Source organism: Calidifontimicrobium sp. SYSU G02091, assembly GCF_022631395.1.
GTDB classification, from domain to species: domain Bacteria; phylum Pseudomonadota; class Gammaproteobacteria; order Burkholderiales; family Burkholderiaceae_C; genus Calidifontimicrobium; species Calidifontimicrobium sediminis.
Genome location: NZ_JALBGB010000005.1, coordinates 53,213 through 72,652 on the forward strand (window position 1 = coordinate 53,213; position 19,440 = coordinate 72,652).

The window sequence follows — 19,440 nt, forward strand, 5'->3', positions numbered from 1 at the left end:
GCGCGAAGACGCCACCTGCCCCGATGGAGCCGATCCAGTCGCTGCTGCACCGCATCCAGTGGGACGAGGCCTTCGCCCGCGCCGAGTTCACGGTCGGCTACCACGACCGCACGCGTGACGAATTGGTCACCCTGCCGTGGGAGCGCATCCGCCTCGAGCCGGGCAACGCCTTCTCGTTCACGGCGATCGAGCCCGACGGCACGGTGCACGAGGTGCCGCTGCACCGGGTGCGCGAAGTGCGGCGCGACGGCCGGCTGATCGGCAGCGGCACGTCGACGCCGACCACCGGTGAGCGCGACGCCAGCGTCAACCCCCGAAGCACCCCGCTTTTTCGCCTCAATTCCGCCCGCAGCCGGCGCGCGCTTGGCCGGATCATCGCCGCCACACCCTCGGGAGCGTGCGCATGATCCGTTCGTTGTGGATTTCGAAGACCGGCATGGAGGCCCAGCAGACGCAGCTGGACACGATCTCGCACAACCTCGCCAACGTGGCCACCAACGGCTTCAAGAAGGGCCACGTGGTGTTCGAGGACCTGATCTACCAGAACCTGCGCCAGGCCGGCGCCGCCACCGGCGAGCAGGGCATGCTGCCCACCGGGCTGCAGGTCGGCCTCGGCGTGCGCCCGGTGGCGACGTCGCGCACGTTCACGCAGGGCAACCTGCAGCAGACCGGCAACAACCTCGACGTCGCGATCAAGGGCAACGGCTTCTTCCAGATCCAGCGCGCCGACGGCAGCACGGCGTACACGCGCGACGGCGCGTTCCAGGTCAACGCCGACGGCCAGCTCGTCACGCACGCCGGCGACCTCGTGCAGCCCGGCATCACGGTGCCGGCCAACGCGCTGTCGCTGACGATCGCTGCCGACGGCACCGTCAGCGCCACCGTCCCCAACCAGCCCGCGCCGCAGGTGCTCGGCCAGCTGCAGCTGGCCAGCTTCGTCAACCCGGCCGGGCTCGACCCGCTGGGCGGCAACCTGTTCGGCGAGACCGCCGCGTCGGGCGCGCCGAACGCCGGCGCGCCCGGCACCGACGGGCTGGGCGCGCTGCAGCAGGGCTTCGTCGAGACGAGCAACGTCAACGTCGTCGAGGAACTGGTCGCGATGATCCAGACGCAGCGCGCCTACGAGCTCAACTCGAAGGCGATCCAGACCTCCGACCAGATGCTGCAGCGTCTGTCGCAGATCTGAGCCGCAGGCCGTGGCATGAAGACGCTGTTCGCCGCCTTCGCGTGCGCTGCCGCGGCCGCCGTGCTCGGCGGCTGCGCGATGATGCAGCCGCCGCTGGTCGACGTCGCGCCGGTGCCCGCGGCGCTGGCCACGCCGGTGGCCACGCCCGTGGCGCCGCCGCCACCCGTCGCCGGCGCGATCTACCAGGCCGCGGCGTACCGCCCGCTGTTCGAGGACCACCGCGCGCGCCTGCCGGGCGACACGCTGAAGGTCGTCATCACCGAGCGCATCAGCGCCAGCGCGCGCTCGACGAGCTCGGTCGACAAGTCGGGCAGCGTCGAGGCCGGCATCACGTCGCTGCCGTGGTTCGGCGCCGCGTCCAAGCTCAGCCGGCTCAACGCCGAGGGCAGCAGCAGCAACACCTTCGCCGGCAAGGGCGCCACCGAGAGCACCAACGCGTTCAGCGGCACGATCACCGCCGTCGTCACCGGCGTGCTGCCCAACGGCCACCTGCTGATCGCCGGCGAGAAGCAGATCGGCGTCAACGCCAACGTCGACGTGCTGCGCTTCTCGGGCCAGGTCGACCCGCGCGCGATCCAGCCGGGCAACAGCGTGCCGAGCACGCAGATCGCCAACGTGCGCGTCGAGCAGCGCAGCCACGGCCAGCAGGCCGACGCGCAGGTCATCGGCTGGCTGGCGCGCTTCTTCCTCAACGTGCTGCCGATCTGACCGCGATGGGGGCCGTGATGTCGTCCGTCCTCGCCCGCGCGCACCAGCGCCTGCCGCAGCGCGCGCTCGACGCCGCCGCGCGCGCGGCCGTCGTGCTCGCCGCGCTGGCCGCCAGCGCGGCGCTGTGGTGGCCCGCCGGTGCGCACGCCGCCTCGCGCATCAAGGACCTCGCCGCCGTGCAGGGCGTGCGGCCGAACCAGCTCGTCGGCTACGGCCTCGTCGTCGGGCTCGACGGCACCGGCGACCAGACGACGCAGTCGCCGTTCACCGCGCAAAGCCTCGGCGCGATGCTGCAGCAGATGGGCGTCACGCTGCCGAGCGGCGTCTCGCTGCAGCCGAAGAACGTCGCCGCCGTGATGGTCACCGCCATGCTGCCGCCGTTCGCGCAGCCGGGCCAGGCGATCGACGTCACGGTCTCGTCGGTGGGCAACGCGAAGAGCCTGCGCGGCGGCATGCTGATCGCCACGCCGCTCAAGGGCGCCGACGGCCAGGTCTACGCGATCGCGCAGGGCAGCCTGCTGGTGGGTGGCGCCGGCGCCTCGGCCGGCGGCTCCAAGGTGCAGATCAACCACCTGAGCGCCGGGCGCATCCCGCAGGGCGCCACCGTCGAGCGCGGTGTGCCCACGCCGCTGCTGGCGGGCGACCACCTGCAGCTCGACCTCAACGCCGCCGACTTCGCCACCGCGCGCGCGGTGGCCGACGCGATCAACCGCGCCAAGGGCGACGGCACCGCGATCGCGCTCGACGGGCGCGTCGTGCGCGTGCGCGCGCCGGCCGACCCGGGCGCGCGCGTGGCCTTCCTCGCCGACATCGAGAACCTGCCGCTCGAGCTCGCGAAGCCCGCGGCCAAGGTCGTGCTCAACGCGCGCACCGGCTCGGTGGTGATGAACGAGACCGTCACGCTCGGCGCCTGCGCGGTCGCGCACGGCAGCCTCGCGGTGACGATCAGCTCGACCCCGGTGGTCAGCCAGCCCGCGCCGTTCGGCCGCGGCGACACCGTGGTCGCCGAGAAGGCCGACGTCGCGATCACGCAGCAAGGCGGCGCGCTGGTGCAGATGCCCGAGGGCGCCAAGCTCGCCGACGTCGTCAAGGCGCTCAACGTGCTCGGCGCGACGCCGCAGGACCTGCTCGCGATCCTGCAGGCGATGAAGGCCGCCGGCGCGCTGAAGGCCGAGATCGAGGTGATCTGACGATGGCGCTCGCCCCGCTGCCCGGCCTGGCCACCGACGCGCGCTCGGTCGACGGCCTGCGCACGCTCGCCAGCCGCGACCCGCAGGCCGCGGTCAAGGAGGTCGCCAAACAGTTCGAGTCGCTGTTCATGCAGGAGCTGCTCAAGAGCATGCGCCAGGCGACGATGAACTCGGGCCTGCTCGACAACTCGGCCAGCGAGCTCGGCACCGAGATGCTCGACGCGCAGTACGCGCAAAAGATGAGTGGCCTGCCCGGCGGGCTGGCCGACGTGATCGCGCGCCAGATCGCGCGCCAGATGGGGCTGCCCGCCGACGCCCGCACGGCGGCGCCGGCTGTGCCCGCAGCAGCCCCTGGGACGACTGTGACGCCAGCGGCTGCGACCGACGCCGCCGCGCCGCGTCCCGCGCGCGCCGCCAGCGGCGACAGCCGCCACGAGTTCATCGCCCGCCACGAACAGGCGGCCAAGGCCGCCGAGGCGGCCACCGGGATCCCGGCGACCTTCCTGCTCGCGCAGGCCGCGCTCGAGACCGGCTGGGGCCGGCGCGACATCCGCATGGCCGACGGCACGCCGTCGCACAACGTGTTCGGCATCAAGGCCACGCCGGGCTGGAGCGGGCCGGTGGCCGAGGTGACGACGACCGAGTACCTCGGCGGTGTCGCGCGCAAGGTCAAGGCCAGGTTCCGCGCCTACGCGAGCGTCGACGAGGCCTTCGCCGACTACGCGCGGCTGATGACGCGCAGCAAGCGCTACGCGCAGGTGCTCGCGCAGGCGCAGACCGCGCACGGCTTCGCGCAGGGGCTGCAGCGCGCCGGCTACGCCACCGACCCGGCCTACGCGACCAAGCTGGCCAGCGTCATCGACACGACGCTGCGCGTGCAGCGCACGCTGAGCGCCTGAGGACGACGCGATGGCTTCGGCACTGATGAGCCTGGGCACGCGCGCGATGGCCGCGGCGATGGCGCAGCTGCAGACGACGAGCCACAACATCGCCAACGCCAGCGTCGCCGGCTACTCGCGCCAGGAGGTCGAGCTCGCGACGTCGAAGGGCCAGTTCACCGGCGCCGGTTTCTTCGGCAAGGGCGTCGACGTGGCGACCGTCCAGCGCGCGCACGACGAGTTCCTCACGCGCGAAGCGGCGGTGGCGGCGTCGCTGGCCGCCGGCGACAAGGCGCGCCACGAGCAGCTCGTGCGCCTGGAGAACGCGTTCCCGACCGGCGAGCAGGGCGTGGGCTACGCCGCCGGCCAGCTGCTCAACGCGATGGTCGACCTCGCGAGCCGCCCGCAGGACATCTCGACGCGCGAAGTCGTGCTCGCGCGCGCGCAGGAGGTGGCGGCGCGCTTTGCGACCGCCGGCCGCCAGATCGACGCGCTGCAGGCCGGCGTCACGCAGGACCTGAAGAACGCGGTGGCCAGCGTCAACGAGATCGCGCAGCGCATCGCCGACGTGAACCAGCAGATCGCGTCGATGCAGGGCTTCGGCCACGCGCCGAACGACCTGCTCGACGAGCGCGACCGGCTGGTGCAGCAGCTCAGCGGCTTCGTCGCCGTGACGACGATTGCGGCCGACGACGGCACGCTGGGCGTGTTCATCGCCGGAGGCCAGCGGCTCGTGCTCGGCAACCAGGCGCAAAAGCTCGTCGTCACGCCCGACGTGATGGACCCGTCGCGTGCCGCGATCGGCATCGAGGAGAGCAATGGCGTGCGCCCGCTGTCGGCCGCGCTGCTGAGCGCCGGCTCGATCGGCGGGCTGCTGCGCTTCCAGAACGAGGACCTCGTCGCCGCGCGCGCGTCGGTCGGCCAGATGGCGCTGGCCTTCGCGTCGCGCGTCAACGAGCAGCTCTCGCTCGGGCTGGACCTCAACGGCAACGCCGGCGCGGCCCTGTTCGCCGACCTGCGCGCCACGGCTGCGCTGGCGGCGGCGACCAATGCCGGCAGCGCCGCGGTCGACGTCTTCGCGCACCGCCCGGCGCAGGTGCCGGCCGAGGAGTACGAGCTGCGCTACGACGGCGCGTCGTGGCAGCTCACGCGCACCGACGGCAGCACGCCGGCCGGCGGGCCCTACACCTTCACCGACGCGGCGCTGGCCGCCGGTGTTGCGATCGACGCGCTGGGCCTGACGCTGCAGCGCAGCGGCGCGGCGGCGGCGGGCGACCGCTTCCTGCTGCAGCCGGTCTCTCGGGTGGCCGGCGAGATGAAGCGCGTGCTCGCCGACCCGCGCGGCATCGCGGCCGCGTCGCCGCTGACGGCCACGGTCAACCCGGCCAATGCCGGCAGCGCCGGCGTCGGCGCGCTGACGATGACGGCACCGCTGGCCTCCAGCGTTCCGGTGCAGATCACGTTCGGCGCCGTCGTGCCCGGCACGCCGCCGGCGCCCGACGGCGTGGCCTACACGTGGACGCGCGGCGCGGCCAGCGGTGCCGGCACCTGGACGCCCGGGCAGCTGCTGGCGATCGGCGAGTTCACCCTTGCGCTCACCGGCGTGCCGGTGGCCGGCGACATGGTCGACGTCGCGCCGACCGAGTTCCCGCTCAGCAGCAACGGCAATGCGATGGCGCTGGCCGCGCTGCGCGACGAGACCTTCGTCGGCCGCCGTGCCGACGGCAGCGGCGGCGAGACGATCACCGACGCCTACGCCAGCGCGATGGCCGGCATCGGCGTGCGCGTGCAAAGCGCCGCCACCGCGGCCGAGATCTCGGCGTCGGTGCAGGTCGCCGCCGACCGGCTGCGCGAGTCGAAGTCCGGCGTCAACCTCGACGAGGAAGCGGCGCGGCTGATCCAGTTCCAGCAGAGCTACCAGGCCGCGGCCAAGGTGCTGCAGGTCGCACAGCAGATCTTCGAGACGCTGCTGTCGACGGCGGCGCGCTGACCACGGGGGCTGACCGATGCGCGTGACCACCGCCTACACCTTCAACGCCGGCGTCGACGAGCTCCAGCGTCGGCAGCAGGGCCTGACCGAGGCGCAGCTGCAGCTGACCAGCGGCAAGCGCGTGCAGCGCGCGAGCGACGACCCCACCGCAGCGGCGCGCGCCGAGCGCGCGCTGGCCAGCGTCGCGCGCAGCGACGCCGACCAGCGCGCCCTCGAGGCCAGCCGCAACGCGATGACGCTGACCGAATCGGCGCTCGGCGATGCCGGCGAGCTGCTGCAGCAGGCGCGCGAGGCGATGGTCGCCGCCGGCAACCCCACCTACAGCGACGCCGAGCGCGCCGGCCTGGCCGAGAAGCTGAAGAACCTGCGCGCGCAACTGCTCGCGGTGGCCAACCGCAGCGACGGCGCCGGCGGCTTCCTGTTCGCCGGCCAGGGCGCCGGGCAGGCCCCGTTCGTCGACGCGCCGGGCGGCGTCGTCTACCGCGGCACCGGCGGCGGCGTCGACACCGCCAGCGCCGAGCCGCTGCCGCTGACCGTCGACGGCCGCAACGCGTGGATGAACGCGTGGAGCGGCAACGGCAGCTTCGTCACCGACAACGTCAGCAGCACGACGGCCCACATCGACGCGGGGCAGGTCAGCGACCCGTCGGCACTGACCGGCGAGCCTTACCGCATCGTCTTCGGCGCCGGCGGCACGACCTACGACGTCCTGCGCGGCGACCCGCTCGCGCCGTACCTCGGCGCGCAGCCGTTCACGCCGGGCAAGGCGATCGAGATCGACGGCATGGCGTTCACGATCGGCGGCGCGCCCGCGGCCGGCGATACTTTCGAGCTGCACCCGTCGCGGCCCGAGCTCGGCGTGTTCGACGTGCTCGACCGCGCGATCGCCGAGCTCGCGACGCCGCTGCGCATGCCCGCGCAGGTCACGCAGACGGTGTCGCGCACGCTGCGCGACCTCGACGCATCGATGGGCGCGCTGCAGGGGCTGCGCGCCGCGGTGGGCGAGGTGCTCAACCGCACCGACATGGTCGAGGGGCGCGTCGCGGCGCAGAAGCTGCACGGCCAGACCGAGCGCAGCAACGCCGAGGACCTCGACATGGTGCAGGCGATCTCCGACTTCCAGAACCGCCAGACCGGCTACGACGCCGCGCTGAAGGCCTACTCGATCGTGCAGCGCATGTCGCTGTTCCAGTACCTCAACGGCTGAGCGCCATGAGCAACCCCGTCCTCAACCACGTCGTGCTCGGCTACGCGCCGATGATCGACCGCCAGCGCGACGTCATCGCGACGCGGCTGACCGTGTTCCCCGCGCGGCCCGATACCGTCGTGCCGGCCACCGAGTTGCTCGCGACGCTGGCCGAGGCCTGGCCCGAAGGCGGCGTCAAGCTCGCGCTCAACGTCGCCAGCGAGGCGATGCTGCACGACCTGCTGCGCACGCAGCCGGCGTCGCACGTGATGGTCGAGGTGCCGGCCTTCATCGCCGGCGACCCGGCGCAGACGCAGGCCATCGTCGACCTGCACGCGCGCGGCAACCTGCTGATGCTCGCCGGCCGCCCGCGCCAGCCGCTGCCGCGCGAGGTGCTCGACTGCTTCACGCACTCGATCGTCGACCTGTCGGAGGAACGCCGCAGCGATGCGGTCGCGCCGCCGGGCACGACGCGCTCGATCGGCTTCGTGCAGTCGGGCGTGCGCACCGTCGTGCAGGTCGCCGAGGCGTTCGAGCGCGGCGCGGTCGCGGTGCTCGGCTGGCCGCTCGACGACGTCGTGCCGGCCACCGGCGGCAAGGGCGTCAAGCCGGACCTGCAGACCATCGTCGAGCTGATCCGCCGCGTCGACAACGAGGAGCCCGTCGAGCGGCTGGACGCCGTGATCAAGCTCGACCCGACGCTGGGCTTCAAGATGCTGCGCTACATCAACTCGCCGGCGTTCGGCCTGCGCGTCGAGATCGCATCGTTCCGCCACGCGATCATGATGCTCGGCTACCAGCGTCTCAAGCGCTGGCTGGCGCTGCTGCTCGCGCAGGCGAGCAAGGAGCCCGACGCCAAGCCGGTGATGTTCGCCGCGCTGCGCCGCGGGCTGCTGATGGAGGAGCTCGTCAAGGCCAGCGGGCAGGGCGACACGCAGCTGCGCGACGAGGCCTTCATCTGCGGCGTGTTCTCGCTGCTCGACAAGATGATGAAGCAGCCGTTCGACGAGCTGCTGAAGTCGATCCCGATCCCGTCCGGCGTGTCGCAGACGCTGGCCGGCGACGACGGCCCGTACCGCCCGTACCTCGAGCTCGTGCAGGCGGTCGAGAACGCGTCGGTGTTCGACCTGCGCGAGCTCGCCGAGCGGCTGATGATGTCCACCGGCGAGGTCAACGCCGCGCTGCTGCGTGCGCTGGCCCTCGCGCGCGAGCTCGGCTGACGCACCGGCGGCCGCGCCGCTGCGTACACTGGGCCGGCACGGCCGCGTGGCCGTGCGCCGCCATCCATGAGCGTTGCCGCCGCCCCGATCCCGTCCCGCCTGAGCGCCGCGAACATGGCGGCGCTGCTCGATGCCGTCGCCGACGCCGTGCTCGTGTTCGACAGCCGCGGGCAGGTCCACCACGCCAACCTCGCGGCGCGCCAGCTCGGCGTGCCCGAGTCGGCGCGCACGCTCGACGACCTGGCCGCGCTGCTCGGCGCCGACGCGCTCGCTTGGGTGCACCGGCTGCGCGGCACGGCGCCGCCGCAGCCGGTCACGCAGCTCGCGCGGCTGGGCGACGGGCGCGTCGTCACGCTCGAGCTGTCGCGCCTGCCCGGCGGGCCGTGGGCGCTGCTGGTGCGCCCGCTGGCCGCCGGCGGGGCGGCGCCGAGCGCGGGCGACCACGCCGTCGACGAGCTGGTGCAGTGGTTCGACCTCAGTCCGGTGGGCATGGTGATGCTCGACGCCGAGGGGCTGGTCGTGCGCAGCAACCGCGCGTTCGAAGCGCTCGTCGGCCGCGTGCCGGTCACGATGGCCGACGCCGACGCGCCGCTGCGCGAGCTGCTGGCCTGGGACGACGACGCGCGTCCCCTCGGCACGGCGATCGTCGAGCGCCACGCGACGCTGGTGCAGCCCGACGGCAGCCGCCGTCGCGTGGCCGCGCGGCTGCGCGCGATCGAGCCGGTGCCGGGGCAGCGGCGGCTGCTGGCCGTCGTCGAGGACCGCAGCGCCGAGGACGAGCGCGACCTCGCGCAGCTCGAGATCGGCGCGCTGATGGACACCGCCGGCATCGGCGTGGCGACCTTCGACGAGTCGCGCGGCTGGCTGCGCAGCCGCGCGCCGCGCGTGACCCCCGGCGACGCGCCGGCCGGCGGCGCCTCGGTCGACGGCCTGCAGGCGATCTCGCGCGAGCTCGTCGACCCGGCGTCGCTGCCCGAGTACGAGCGGCTGCAGCGCGCACTGAAGGCCGGCGAGCGCGTGCAGGTGCGCTACGCGGTGCGTCACCCGGCGCTCGGGCGGCGCTGGCTGCTCACGCGCGTCGAGCCCGGGCGGCTGGCCAGCGGGCGGCGCACGATGTCGGTCGTCACGCTCGACGTCACCGAGCAGGAGCGCTCGCGCGAGCAGCTGCTGCTGCAGGCCGAGCGCACGCGCGCGATCCTCGACTCGGTGCTGGTGGGCATCGTCACGGTGCGTGACGGCGGCATCGAGTGGATGAACCGCTCGGCGCGGCGCATGTTCGGCGGCGAGCTGGCCGACTTCGCCGGCGCGCCGATCGCCACCGTCGCGACGCCCGAGCCCGACCACCCGCTGCGCCGCGACGACTGGGTCGCGGTGCTCGCCGAGGGCCAGGCCGAGACCTTCGAGTGCCGGCTCAAGGCGCGCGACGGGCGCGAGTTCTGGGTCGTCGGCAACGTCGTGGCCACCGGCGGCGAGCTGACCTTCGCGCTGCTCGACATCGACGCGCGCCGACAGGCCGAGCTGCGCGTCGCGCAGGCGCAGGCCTCGCTCGAACGCATCATCGAGACGGCGCCGATGGCCATCGGCCTGGTCGACGCGGCGTCGCTGCGCGTGCTGCAGCTCAACCAGATGGCCGCCGCGTTCATCGGCACGCCGATCGACGCCGCGGTGGGCCGGCGCATCGACGAGCTGTTCGGCGGCGACGACGGCGCGCAGCTGCGCGACGACCTGCGCGAGGCGCTGGCCAGCGACGCCGTCACGCGCCGCGAGTACCGCCGCCCCGGTGCCGGCGGCGCGGCGCGCGTGTGGGACGCGCGCTACGTGCCGCTGCGCGGGCCGGCCGACGCCGACCCCGGCCGCGGGCAGCTGCTGCTGGCCGCCAGCGACGTCACCGAGCAGCGCGCGGCCGAGGCCACGCAGCGCGACGTGCTCGTGCGGGAAGTGCACCACCGCATCAAGAACAACCTGCAGGGCGTGGCCGGGCTGATGCAGCAGATCGCCGAGCGCCGCCCCGAGGTGGCGCCGGTGATCAAGGAGGCGGTGGGCCAGGTGCAGGCGATCGCGCAGGTCTACGGGCTGCAGGTCGGCGCCAGCGGGCCGCTGCGCGTCAAGAGCGTGCTCGACGCGATCGCCGCGTCGGTGCAGCGCATGTTCGGCCGCCCGATCGCGGTCGAGGTGCACGGCGGCGCGCCGCACCGCTGGGCGCTGCCCGACGCCGAGTCGATCCCGATCGCGCTGACGGTCAACGAGCTGCTGACCAACGCCGTCAAGCACGGCGCCGCCGACGCGGTGCGCTGCACGCTCGACTGCAGCGACGACGCGGTGCGCATCGTCGTCGCCAACCGCGGCCGGCTGGCGCCGGGCTTCGACTTCGCGCAGGTGCGCGGCGGCGTCTCGGGGCTCGGGCTGGTGCGCGCGCTGCTGCCGCGGCGGCACGCGGCGCTGGCGATCGAGGCGGTGGGCGACGAGGTGCACGCGCGCGTGACGCTGACGCCACCGGTGGTGACACTTCTCGAGCCGCTGTGACAGGGCGCATGTAGCACAATGACCGACATGCAGGCCGCGGCACCGGGCGCCGTCGACGGCGCCAAGGAAGGCAAGGGCAAGATCCTGGTCGTCGACGACGACCGGCTCGTGCTCGCCACGGTCACGCACGGGCTGGCCAAGGCAGGCTACGAGGTCATCGACGCCGACAACGGCGACGACGCAATCCTGCTCGCGCGCGAGCACCGCCCCGACCTCGCGCTGCTGGACATCCGCATGGAGGGCAAGAGCGGCTTCGACGTCGCGGCCTACCTGCGCGAGCGCAAGGTGCCGTTCATGTTCCTGTCGGCGTTCTCCGACGACGCCACCGTCGCGCAGGTCAAGGCGCTCGGCGCGGTGGCCTACCTCGTCAAGCCGCTGGACATCGGGCAGATCGTGCCCACCGTCGAGGCCGCGTTCGCACGGCTGCCGGCGCAAGAGCCCGCACCGGCGGCGCCGGCGGCCGAGTCGCCGCCCGACCCGGTGTGGATCGCGGTGGGCGTGCTGATGCACCGCTATTCGCTCACGCGCGGCGAGGCGCTCGCGCGCCTGATCGCGCAGGCGACGCACGAGCAGCGCCCGCTGCGCGCGCAGGCCGAGCGGCTCGTCGAGGCGGTCGAGCTGCTCGCCGGCTCGGCGCGGCCGGCGTAGCGCGGCGCCGCCGGCGCCCGCCGGGCGGCGTCAGTCCCCGAGCGTGAAGTAGAAGCGCGCCCCCTTGCCGACCTCGCTGTCGGCCCAGATCTGGCCGCCGTGGCGCGCGACGATGCGCTTGACCGACGCCAGCCCGATGCCGGTGCCGGGGAAGTCGGATGCGCTGTGCAGGCGCTGGAACACGCCGAACAGCCGGTCGGCGAAGCGCATGTCGAAGCCGGCGCCGTTGTCGCGCACGACGAACGCGTCGCGCCCGTCGGCGCGCGTGCGCTCGAACGCGATCGCGCGCCGCTCGCAGCGCGCGCTGTACTTCCACGCGTTGCCGAGCAGGTTTTCGAGCGCCATGCGCAGCAGCGTCGGGTCGCCCTGCACGACCATGCCGGGCTCGATCGTCACGTCCGCGGGCGGCGTCGGGTACTGCCGGCGCAGTTCGTCGACGACGTAGCCGGCCAGCTGCGTCAGGTTGACCGGCTGGCGCACCAGCGGCTGGCTCGACAGCCGCGCCAGCGCCAGCAGCGTGTCGATCATGTGGTTCATGCGCGCGGCCGCGCCGAGCACGCGGTCGAGGTGGTCGTTGCCGATGCGGTCGAGCTGCGCGCCGTAGTCCTCCTTCAGGATGCGCGTGAAGCCCTCGACGACGCGGATCGGCGCGCGCAGGTCGTGCGAGACGGCGTAGGTGAACGACTCGCGCTCGGCGGCGCTGACGTCGTCGGCGCCCGCCGCCGGCCACAGCGCGAGCAGCCGCCCGGCGGTCGCGCCCTCGCCAACGGCGACGAGCCGCGCGCACCAGCGCCCCTGCACGACCGGCGCGGCATCGGGCTTGAGCGCACCGACGAGCAGCTGCAGCTCCGGCGGCAGCGCGGCCACGAGTTCGGGCCAGGTCGGCGTCGTCAGCCCGCCGGCGAGCTTGAGCGCGGGCGCGTTGCTGCGCCGCACGCGCCAGCCGGGCAGCGCGGCGTCGTGATCGGCGATCCACACCGGCCCCGGGCAGGTCTCCAGCAGCGCGTCGAGCGCGGCATCGTCGCGCGGCGCGGGCGCAGCGCCGGCCCGGGGCGCCAGCGTGCCGGCGTGGCCGGCGAAGCGGCCCTGGGCGTCGATCTGCGGCACCGCGCGCAGCGTCCACGTCGTGTCGCGGTCGCCGCCGCGCGGGCGCACCTCGGCCTCGACGAGCGGGCTGCCGGACTCGAGCGCGCCGCGCAGGTCGGTGCCGTCGGCCGTCTCGAGCACGTCCCACAGCACGTGGCCGCGCCAGGCCTCGGCCCACGCGGGCACACCGACCGTCGCGCCCGCGGTCCACTCGCGTACGCGGTGCGAGGCGTCGGTGCGCCAGCGGCAGCCGTCGACGAGTCGGGCCCAGGTCTGCGCGTCGTGCCGCGCCGCGAACAGCGCCGGCGCGCCGCGCTGGCGGCTCCACAGCATGCCCGCGACGGCGGCCAGCGCCGCGACGAGCAGCAGCGCCACCACCACCGTCCAGCCGCCGCCTGCAACGGCCGCACCGGCATCGGCCAGCGCCGGCGCGGCCGTCGCGGCCAGCGCCGCAGTGGCGTAAAGGCCCGGGCGCCGCGCTGAGCCGCGCGGCGGCGGCGCCGTCGCTCCCGCCCTGTGCCAGCGTCGCGCCGCGCGCGTGGCCGAAGCGCCGCCGTTGTGCATGGCGGGAATTGTATGCAGCGCCCCGGCGACGCCCCGCGTGTGCGCCGCTCAAGTCACCGGCTTCGGCGGCCGAAAGCCGGGGCACGGCCCGCTGCGGGTCGCCCCCGAGTCTGCCGATGCCGACCTGCCCGCTCCTTGCGTCGCCGCCGCGGCTGCGACGCGCCGGCCGGCAAAGCGGCAGCGGGGCCGGGGGGTGCTTTTCCGCGGCTTCGGCGGGCGATGGCGGTGCCAGAATGTCGCTTTGGTCGATGTCCCAGGCCGCCTGCGATCGGCCGTGCCCCCTGACCTGCGCGAGCCCGCGATGACACGTCCCGACGATCGAGTGCACGATGCACCGCCGCCCGCGGCCGGCGCGTCGGCGGCGCTGTTGCCGGTGCTCGATGCCGCGAGCGTGCAGCGGCTGCGCGAACTCGATCCCGACGGCCGCAACGGCCTGATCGCGCGCATCCTCGACACCTTCGTCGAGTCGCTCGTGCGGCACGCACGCGAGTTGGCGCAGGCGCGCGCGGCGGGCGACCACGACGCGCTGCGCCGCGTCGCGCACACGCTGAAGTCGTCGTCGGCCAGCGTCGGCGCGCTGGACCTGTCGCGCACCTGTGCCGACGTCGAGCGGCGGGTGCGCGAGGGCGACGTCGCCGCGCTCGACGCGCCGCTGGACCTGCTGGCCGACCACCTGCAGCGGCTGCTGGTGCTGGCCGGGCGCGCGGCGGCCGACCCCCGATGAGCCACGTCGCGCGCCCGCACGCCGACGACGCGACCGCAGTCGCGCCCCGCGTGCTGCTCGTCGACGACGACGAGGTCAACCTGATGCTCACCGCGATCGCGCTGCGCGACCGCGGCTTCGCGATCACCGAGGCCGCCAGCGGCGAGCAGGCGCTGCGGATGCTGGCGCACTTCGCGCCCGACGTCATCGTGCTCGACGCGCTGATGCCGGGCATGGACGGCTTCCAGACCTGCGAGGCGCTGCGCTCGATGCCGGCGTTCGAGAACATTCCGGTGCTGATGCTCACCGGGCTCGACGACGAGGCGTCGATCAACCGCGCGTACCAGGCCGGCGCGACCGACTTCTTCGTCAAGAGCACGCAGTGGAGCCTGCTCGCCGGGCGCCTGCGCTATCTGCTGCGCGCATCGCGGCTGCGCCTCGAGCTCGAGCGCAGCAAGGCGCGGCTGGCGCGCGCGCAGGACCTGGCCAAGATGGGCAGCTTCGACTGGCAGCGCGGCGCCGACGGCGTCGGCGGCGTGCTCGTGATGTCGCCCGAGGGCCTGCGCGTGTTCGGCTACGGCCCCGGCGAGCAGCCGATGCTGCACGCGCTGCTGCGCCTGGTGCCGGTCGAGACGCGGCGCAGCTTCGTGCGGCTGCTGCGCGGCGTGCTGGCGCACAGCTCGGTGCTGGCCACCGACCTGCCGGTGACGTTGCCCGACGGGCGTCACCGCATCATCCACGTCGAGGCCGAGCCCGAGTACAACGAACACGGCCAGAGCATCGGCTACACCGGCATCGTGCAGGACGTGACCGACCGTCGCGCGGCCGAGGACCACATCCGCCGGCTGGCCAACTTCGACCCGCTCACGGGGCTGCCCAACCGCCACCAGCTGATCTGGCGCACCGAACGGGCACTGCAGCACGCGCGGCGCATGGGCCACAGCGTCGCGCTGCTGCTGATCGACCTCGACCGCTTCAAGAACATCAACGACACGCTCGGCCACACGGCCGGCGACGAGCTGCTGATCGAGGTTGCGCGCCGGCTGCGCGGCTGCGTGCGCCACAGCGACCAGGTGCTCGAAGGCGCCGTCGAGGCGGTGGGGCCGGCGTGGCACCGCAAGCTCGAGGCGGTGGGGCGGCTCGGCGGCGACGAGTTCGTCGCGCTGCTGCCCGAGGTCGGCGACGAGCGCGACGCCGAGCGCGTCGCGCAGCGCATGCTCGACGTGATGCGCGAGCCGATCTTCGTCGGCGGCGGCGAGTGGGTCGTCACCGCGAGCATCGGCATCGCGATGTTCCCGCGCGACGGGCAGACGGTGGCCGACCTGATGCGCAACTCCGACGTCGCGATGTACGCCGTCAAGGACCAGGGCAAGAACGCCGCGGCCGTCTACAGCCCGCTGCTGATGGGCCGCGGGCGCGAGCGCCTCGAGCTCGAGAGCGCGCTGCACAAGGCGATCGAGCGCGACGAGCTCGTGCTGCACTACCAGCCCAAGGTCGACGTGCGTTCGGCGCGCGTCGTCGGCGTCGAGGCGCTGATGCGCTGGCAGCGCGGGGGCACGCTGGTGTCGCCGGCGGACTTCATCCCGCTGGCCGAGGAGACCGGCCTGATCGTGCCGATGTCGGAGTGGCTGCTGCGCGAGGCCGCGCGCCAGGCGCGCGCTTGGCAGGACTGCCTTGGTCACCCGCTGCCGGTGGCGGTCAACATGCCCACGCGCATTTTCGAGCGCAGCGACCTCGTCGACCGCATCCACGACGCGCTCGCGCTGCACGGCGTGGCGCCGTCGACGCTGCTGCTCGAGATCACCGAGAGCAACCTGATGAAGAACCTGCAGGACGTGATCCCGTCGCTGCACCGGTTGAACGAGGTCGGCGTCGAGGTGTCGATCGACGACTTCGGCACCGGCTACTCGTCGCTCGCGTACCTCGGCACGCTGCCGATCTCGGAAGTGAAGATCGACAAGGCGTTCGTGCGCGAGCTCGGCGTCGCGCCGAAGGGTGCGGCGGTGATCGCCGCGATCATCGCGCTCGGGCGCGCGCTCGGGCTGCGCGTGATCGCCGAGGGTGTCGAGTCGCTGCGGCAGATGGACGAGCTGCACCGGCTGGGTTGCTCGCTGATGCAGGGCTACCAGTTCAGCCGCCCGGTGCCGGCCGCCGAGCTCGAGGGCTGGCTGCGCAGTGCGGTCCTGCCCCGCAAGGCGCCGCCGTTCGGTGCCGCCGGCGATGCCGATGCCATCGACGCGAAGCGCGCCGGCGGCACGCGCGTCTGAGGGGCACGCGGCGCAGCGATGACCGTCACCCCGGCGCAGATCGCCAAGGCGGCGCTGCGGCGCCTGGCGCTCGAACGCCTCGAGCCCACGCCCGAGAACTATGCGCGTGCCTGGGCCGAGGAGGGCGGCGTGGCGGCGCCCGCGCTGCCGGCGCGCGCGCGCGCCGTCGTCGAGCGTCTGGCGCAGCGCGCCTGCGACGACGCCGCGCAGCGCGCCGAGCTCGTCGCCAGGCTGCTCGAGGGCCGCTGGGACGACGCGCAGCGGCTGGTCGAGCGGCTGGACGCCGGCCGCGGCTGGGCGGCGCTGATCGAGCGCGTCGCGCGCGGCGTCGAGCGCGGCGGGCGCCACTGGACCAATGCGCGGCGCAAGGACAGCCTGCAGCGCGTGCTCGACGGCAGCCGCCACGACGCGCAGCGGCTGCAGCAGCGGCTGCAGCAGCTGGTCACGAGCTGGGAGCACGACAGCGTCGACGATCCGGTGGACACCGGCATCGACCCGATGCTCGACCTCGCCGAGCCGCCGGCCGCGCCGACCGCCAACGCCGCGTCATCGGTGGCCGGCCTCGTGCCCGACGCACCGGCCGCGCGCTGCGCCGCCGCGCCCACCGCCGACGCGTGGCCGCCGGTCGCGCAGGCGCTCGAGTGCACCGTGCGCGCGGCGCTGCCCAGCGACGAGCCGCGCGCCGCGGCGCTGGCCGACGAGCTCGCGCAGCTGGCCGCGCGCATCGCCGCCGAAGGCGCGACGCCGGCGCTGGCCGCGGCGGTCGGCGCGGTGTGCGAGCGCGCGCGCCGCTGGCTCGGCCACCGGCACCAGCTCGTCGAGCAGCTCGCGTCGCTGTGCCGCGAACTGACCGCCGGCCTCGCCGACCTGGCCGAGGACGCGAGCTGGACGCAGGGCCAGCTGCGCGCTGTCGAGGCGCGGCTGGACGGCGGTGTCAACGCGCGCAGCGTCAAGGCCGCGGCCGACCTGCTCGCGCACACGCGCGCCCAGCAGCAGCGCCTGCGTGCCGAGCGCGACCGCGCGCGCGACGCGCTGCGCACGCTCGTCGAGAACCTGCTTGCGCAGCTCGGCGAGGTCGACGAGCGCACCGGCGGCTACGGCCAGCGCCTCGAGCGCTACGAGGCGCAGATCCGCGATGCGACGTCGATCGACGACCTCGCCGGGCTCGTGCAGCGCATGCTGGCGGACAACCGCGAGGTGCAGGCCGGCGTGCACGCGACGCGCGAGCGGCTGCGCGCCGAGCACGCGCGCGCGGCCGAACTCGAGTCGCGCGTGCGCGCGCTCGAAGACGAGCTGCGCCGGCTCTCGGACGAGGTCTCGACCGACGCACTGACCGAGGTTGCGAACCGCCGCGGGCTGCTGCAGGCGTTCGACATCGAGCGCTCGCGCGTCGAGCGCGCGCCGGCCGATGCAGCGCCGCCGCTCGCGGTGGGGCTGCTCGACATCGACAACTTCAAGAAGCTCAACGACACGCTCGGGCACGCGGCCGGCGACGTCGCGCTGAAGGCGCTGGCCGCGCGCGTGCGCGACGCGCTGCGTCCGTCCGACACGGTCGGGCGCTGGGGCGGCGAGGAGTTCGTCGTGCTGCTGCCGGGCACCGGCGTCGACGAGGCGCAGCAGGTGCTGACGCGGCTGCAGCGCGCGCTCAGCGCGAGCCTGTTCCTGCACGAAGGGCAGGAGGTGTTCGTCACCTTCTCGGCCGGCGTCACCGCGTGGCGCCCTGGCGAGGCGATCGACACTGCGCTCGAACGCGCCGATGAGGCGCTTTACGAGGCCAAGCGCACGGGCAAGAACCGCACCTGCGTGGCCTGAACCCCCAAGCGCCTTCGCTGCCTCCGCCGGGGGCCGCCAGCGCAGCGGCGAAGCCGCCCCCGCGGCGGCTGTTGAAGTGCACCATGCCAGCGTGGTTCTGGCGCTTTCAGCGACCTTCAGCGCCGACGCACGCGCAGTGCGTGCGCATCGAGCCCCTCACGCACGTCAGCGCACGCACCTGCGGCGGCCCGTGGCTCTCCATGAACATCGCCGCCGAGCGCACGATGCTGTGGTGTCCCGGCTGCGCCTCGCGCTCGGGCAGCAGCACGCGCGCATGCGCACTGGCGAAGTACGCGATCGACGCGCCGGCGATGGCGAGGTCATGCGGCAGCGCTCATCGGCGAGATCGGTCTGGCGGAAGCGGTGGGATTCGAACCCACGAACGGTTGCCCGTTGCCGGTTTTCAAGACCGGTGCCTTCAACCACTCGGCCACGCTTCCCGCGTGCTGCCGATTGTCCCTCAGGCTCCGTCGCGAGCGGGCGTGCCATCCGGGGTCGAGGTCAACGCGAGCGTGTGCCTGCCGCGGGCGGCGACGCTTCGCGCAGCCGCCGCACCATCGCCGCCAGCCGCGGGCCGACGTCGCTGCGCAGCCACGACGCGCCACGGCCGGGCGGCAGCATGTCGCGCCGGAACGCGCAGTTGAACGCGACGTGCTGGCCGCCGGGCACCGGCCCGAACGATGCGCCGACCGACAGCACCTCGCTGACCAGCGTGCCGTCGACGACGCAGTAGCCGTGGCGCGCGTGCTCGCGCAGCGCGCCGCGCAGACCCGTCTCGAACTGCGCCCAGTCGTCGGGCGCCTTGACGCGCAGTTCGTTGAGCAGCGTCTCGCGCGCTGCGGGGTCGAGCCCGGCGAGGTAGGCGCGGCCGATCGACGAGCCGGCGATCGGCAGCGTCAGACCGACGTCGGCCGTCGGACCGCGCGCCAGCCAGCCCGCCGGCGGCCGGCTCGCCTCGACGAGCACGACGTTGAGCCGGTCGCGGATGCCCATCGCGACCTGCCCGCCGGTGGCCTCGGCGAGCTCGTCCATCAGCGGGCGCGCCTGCTGGCGCAGCGTCAGCGACGCCATCAGCGGGTAGGTGACCGAGATCAGCGCCGAATCGAGCGCGTAGCGGCCGCTGCGAGGGTCGTGGCGCAGGTAGCCGAGCACCGTCAGCGTGTATGTCAGCCGTGAGACGGTCGGCCGCGGCAGCCCGGTACGCGCGGCGAAGTCGGCGTTCGACAGCTCGGTGTCCGCGGCGCTGAAGCAGCGCAGCAGCTCGATGCCGCGCGCCAGCGTCGTCGCGAACTGCTTGTCACCGGCGTATTCGGCGTAGCGCAGCGGCACGCGGCGCGGCTGGTTGCGGAAGTAGCGTTCGCGGTCTTGACGGTCCATCGCAGCGGAATATCGAAACGGTCCGCAGCATAGTGGAACGTCCGCTGGCGGCGCACTCGGTGCGCTCCGTATATTGCGGCGAACGACAAGGCGCTCGGCGCG

Annotated in this window: 16 protein-coding genes and 1 tRNA gene; 13 read left to right on the forward strand and 4 right to left on the reverse strand. The window is 74.1% G+C overall.

Annotated features, from left to right (window positions below; all coding sequences use genetic code 11):
• Positions 1-23 precede the first annotated feature (23 nt).
• The 10 genes from MOJ79_RS04995 (at position 24) to MOJ79_RS05040 (ending at position 11,529) form a co-directional block, all read left to right on the forward strand.
• Positions 24-407, forward strand: a complete 384-nt coding sequence (locus tag MOJ79_RS04995; protein ID WP_241923130.1) for a DUF504 domain-containing protein — start codon at positions 24-26, stop codon at positions 405-407.
• Complete coding sequence (flgG, locus tag MOJ79_RS05000) at positions 404-1,186, forward strand: flagellar basal-body rod protein FlgG (protein WP_241923131.1); 783 nt, start codon at positions 404-406, stop codon at positions 1,184-1,186. The genes MOJ79_RS04995 and flgG overlap by 4 nt, the downstream gene beginning before the upstream one ends.
• Positions 1,187-1,201: 15 nt before the next feature.
• Positions 1,202-1,894, forward strand: a complete 693-nt coding sequence (locus MOJ79_RS05005) for a flagellar basal body L-ring protein FlgH (RefSeq protein ID WP_241923132.1) — start codon at positions 1,202-1,204, stop codon at positions 1,892-1,894.
• Between the two features lie 17 nt (positions 1,895-1,911).
• Positions 1,912-3,084, forward strand: a complete 1,173-nt coding sequence (locus MOJ79_RS05010; protein ID WP_241923133.1) for a flagellar basal body P-ring protein FlgI — start codon at positions 1,912-1,914, stop codon at positions 3,082-3,084.
• A 2-nt stretch (positions 3,085-3,086) separates the two neighbouring features.
• Entirely contained in the window at positions 3,087-3,983 is an 897-nt protein-coding gene (gene flgJ / locus MOJ79_RS05015) for a flagellar assembly peptidoglycan hydrolase FlgJ (RefSeq protein ID WP_241923134.1), read from the forward strand.
• A 10-nt stretch (positions 3,984-3,993) separates the two neighbouring features.
• Positions 3,994-5,952: a flagellar hook-associated protein FlgK gene (gene flgK / locus MOJ79_RS05020; RefSeq protein WP_241923135.1), complete on the forward strand. Its 1,959-nt coding sequence runs from the start codon at positions 3,994-3,996 to the stop codon at positions 5,950-5,952.
• Between the two features lie 16 nt (positions 5,953-5,968).
• Positions 5,969-7,159: a flagellar hook-associated protein FlgL gene (gene flgL / locus MOJ79_RS05025; protein ID WP_241923136.1), complete on the forward strand. Its 1,191-nt coding sequence runs from the start codon at positions 5,969-5,971 to the stop codon at positions 7,157-7,159.
• 5 nt (positions 7,160-7,164) lie between these two features.
• Complete coding sequence (locus MOJ79_RS05030) at positions 7,165-8,358, forward strand: EAL and HDOD domain-containing protein (protein WP_241923137.1); 1,194 nt, start codon at positions 7,165-7,167, stop codon at positions 8,356-8,358.
• Between the two features lie 66 nt (positions 8,359-8,424).
• A complete protein-coding gene (locus MOJ79_RS05035) occupies positions 8,425-10,881 on the forward strand; it encodes a sensor histidine kinase (RefSeq protein ID WP_241923138.1) in 2,457 nt (818 codons plus the stop codon).
• Positions 10,882-10,899: 18 nt separating this feature from the next.
• Positions 10,900-11,529, forward strand: coding sequence for a response regulator (locus MOJ79_RS05040; RefSeq protein WP_241923139.1), 630 nt, complete (start codon positions 10,900-10,902; stop codon positions 11,527-11,529).
• Positions 11,530-11,559: 30 nt separating this feature from the next.
• Here the strand turns inward: MOJ79_RS05040 and MOJ79_RS05045 are convergent, their stop codons facing one another.
• A complete protein-coding gene (locus tag MOJ79_RS05045; RefSeq protein ID WP_241923140.1) occupies positions 11,560-13,179 on the reverse strand; it encodes a sensor histidine kinase in 1,620 nt (539 codons plus the stop codon).
• Between the two features lie 301 nt (positions 13,180-13,480).
• Between MOJ79_RS05045 and MOJ79_RS05050 the strand changes: the two genes are divergently transcribed.
• Genes MOJ79_RS05050 through MOJ79_RS05060 form a run of 3 tightly spaced genes read left to right on the forward strand, consistent with a single transcriptional unit; the run spans position 13,481 to position 17,961 of the window.
• The gene (locus tag MOJ79_RS05050; RefSeq protein ID WP_241923141.1) at positions 13,481-13,903 is read left to right on the forward strand and encodes an Hpt domain-containing protein; all 423 of its coding nucleotides are present in this window, start codon (positions 13,481-13,483) and stop codon (positions 13,901-13,903) included.
• Complete coding sequence (locus MOJ79_RS05055; RefSeq protein ID WP_241923142.1) at positions 13,900-16,149, forward strand: putative bifunctional diguanylate cyclase/phosphodiesterase; 2,250 nt, start codon at positions 13,900-13,902, stop codon at positions 16,147-16,149. Before MOJ79_RS05050 ends, MOJ79_RS05055 begins: the two co-directional genes overlap by 4 nt.
• Before the next feature lie 18 nt (positions 16,150-16,167).
• Positions 16,168-17,961, forward strand: coding sequence for a GGDEF domain-containing protein (locus MOJ79_RS05060; protein WP_241923143.1), 1,794 nt, complete (start codon positions 16,168-16,170; stop codon positions 17,959-17,961).
• Positions 17,962-18,067: 106 nt separating this feature from the next.
• Here the strand turns inward: MOJ79_RS05060 and MOJ79_RS19020 are convergent, their stop codons facing one another.
• The 3 genes from MOJ79_RS19020 to MOJ79_RS05075 form a co-directional block, all read right to left on the reverse strand.
• Positions 18,068-18,229: a hypothetical protein gene (locus MOJ79_RS19020; RefSeq protein WP_272885352.1), complete on the reverse strand. Its 162-nt coding sequence runs from the start codon at positions 18,227-18,229 to the stop codon at positions 18,068-18,070.
• Positions 18,230-18,313: 84 nt separating this feature from the next.
• Positions 18,314-18,401, reverse strand: a tRNA-Ser gene (locus MOJ79_RS05070).
• A gap of 61 nt (positions 18,402-18,462) precedes the next feature.
• Positions 18,463-19,338, reverse strand: coding sequence for an IclR family transcriptional regulator (locus tag MOJ79_RS05075; protein WP_241923144.1), 876 nt, complete (start codon positions 19,336-19,338; stop codon positions 18,463-18,465).
• Positions 19,339-19,440: the final 102 nt, after the last annotated feature.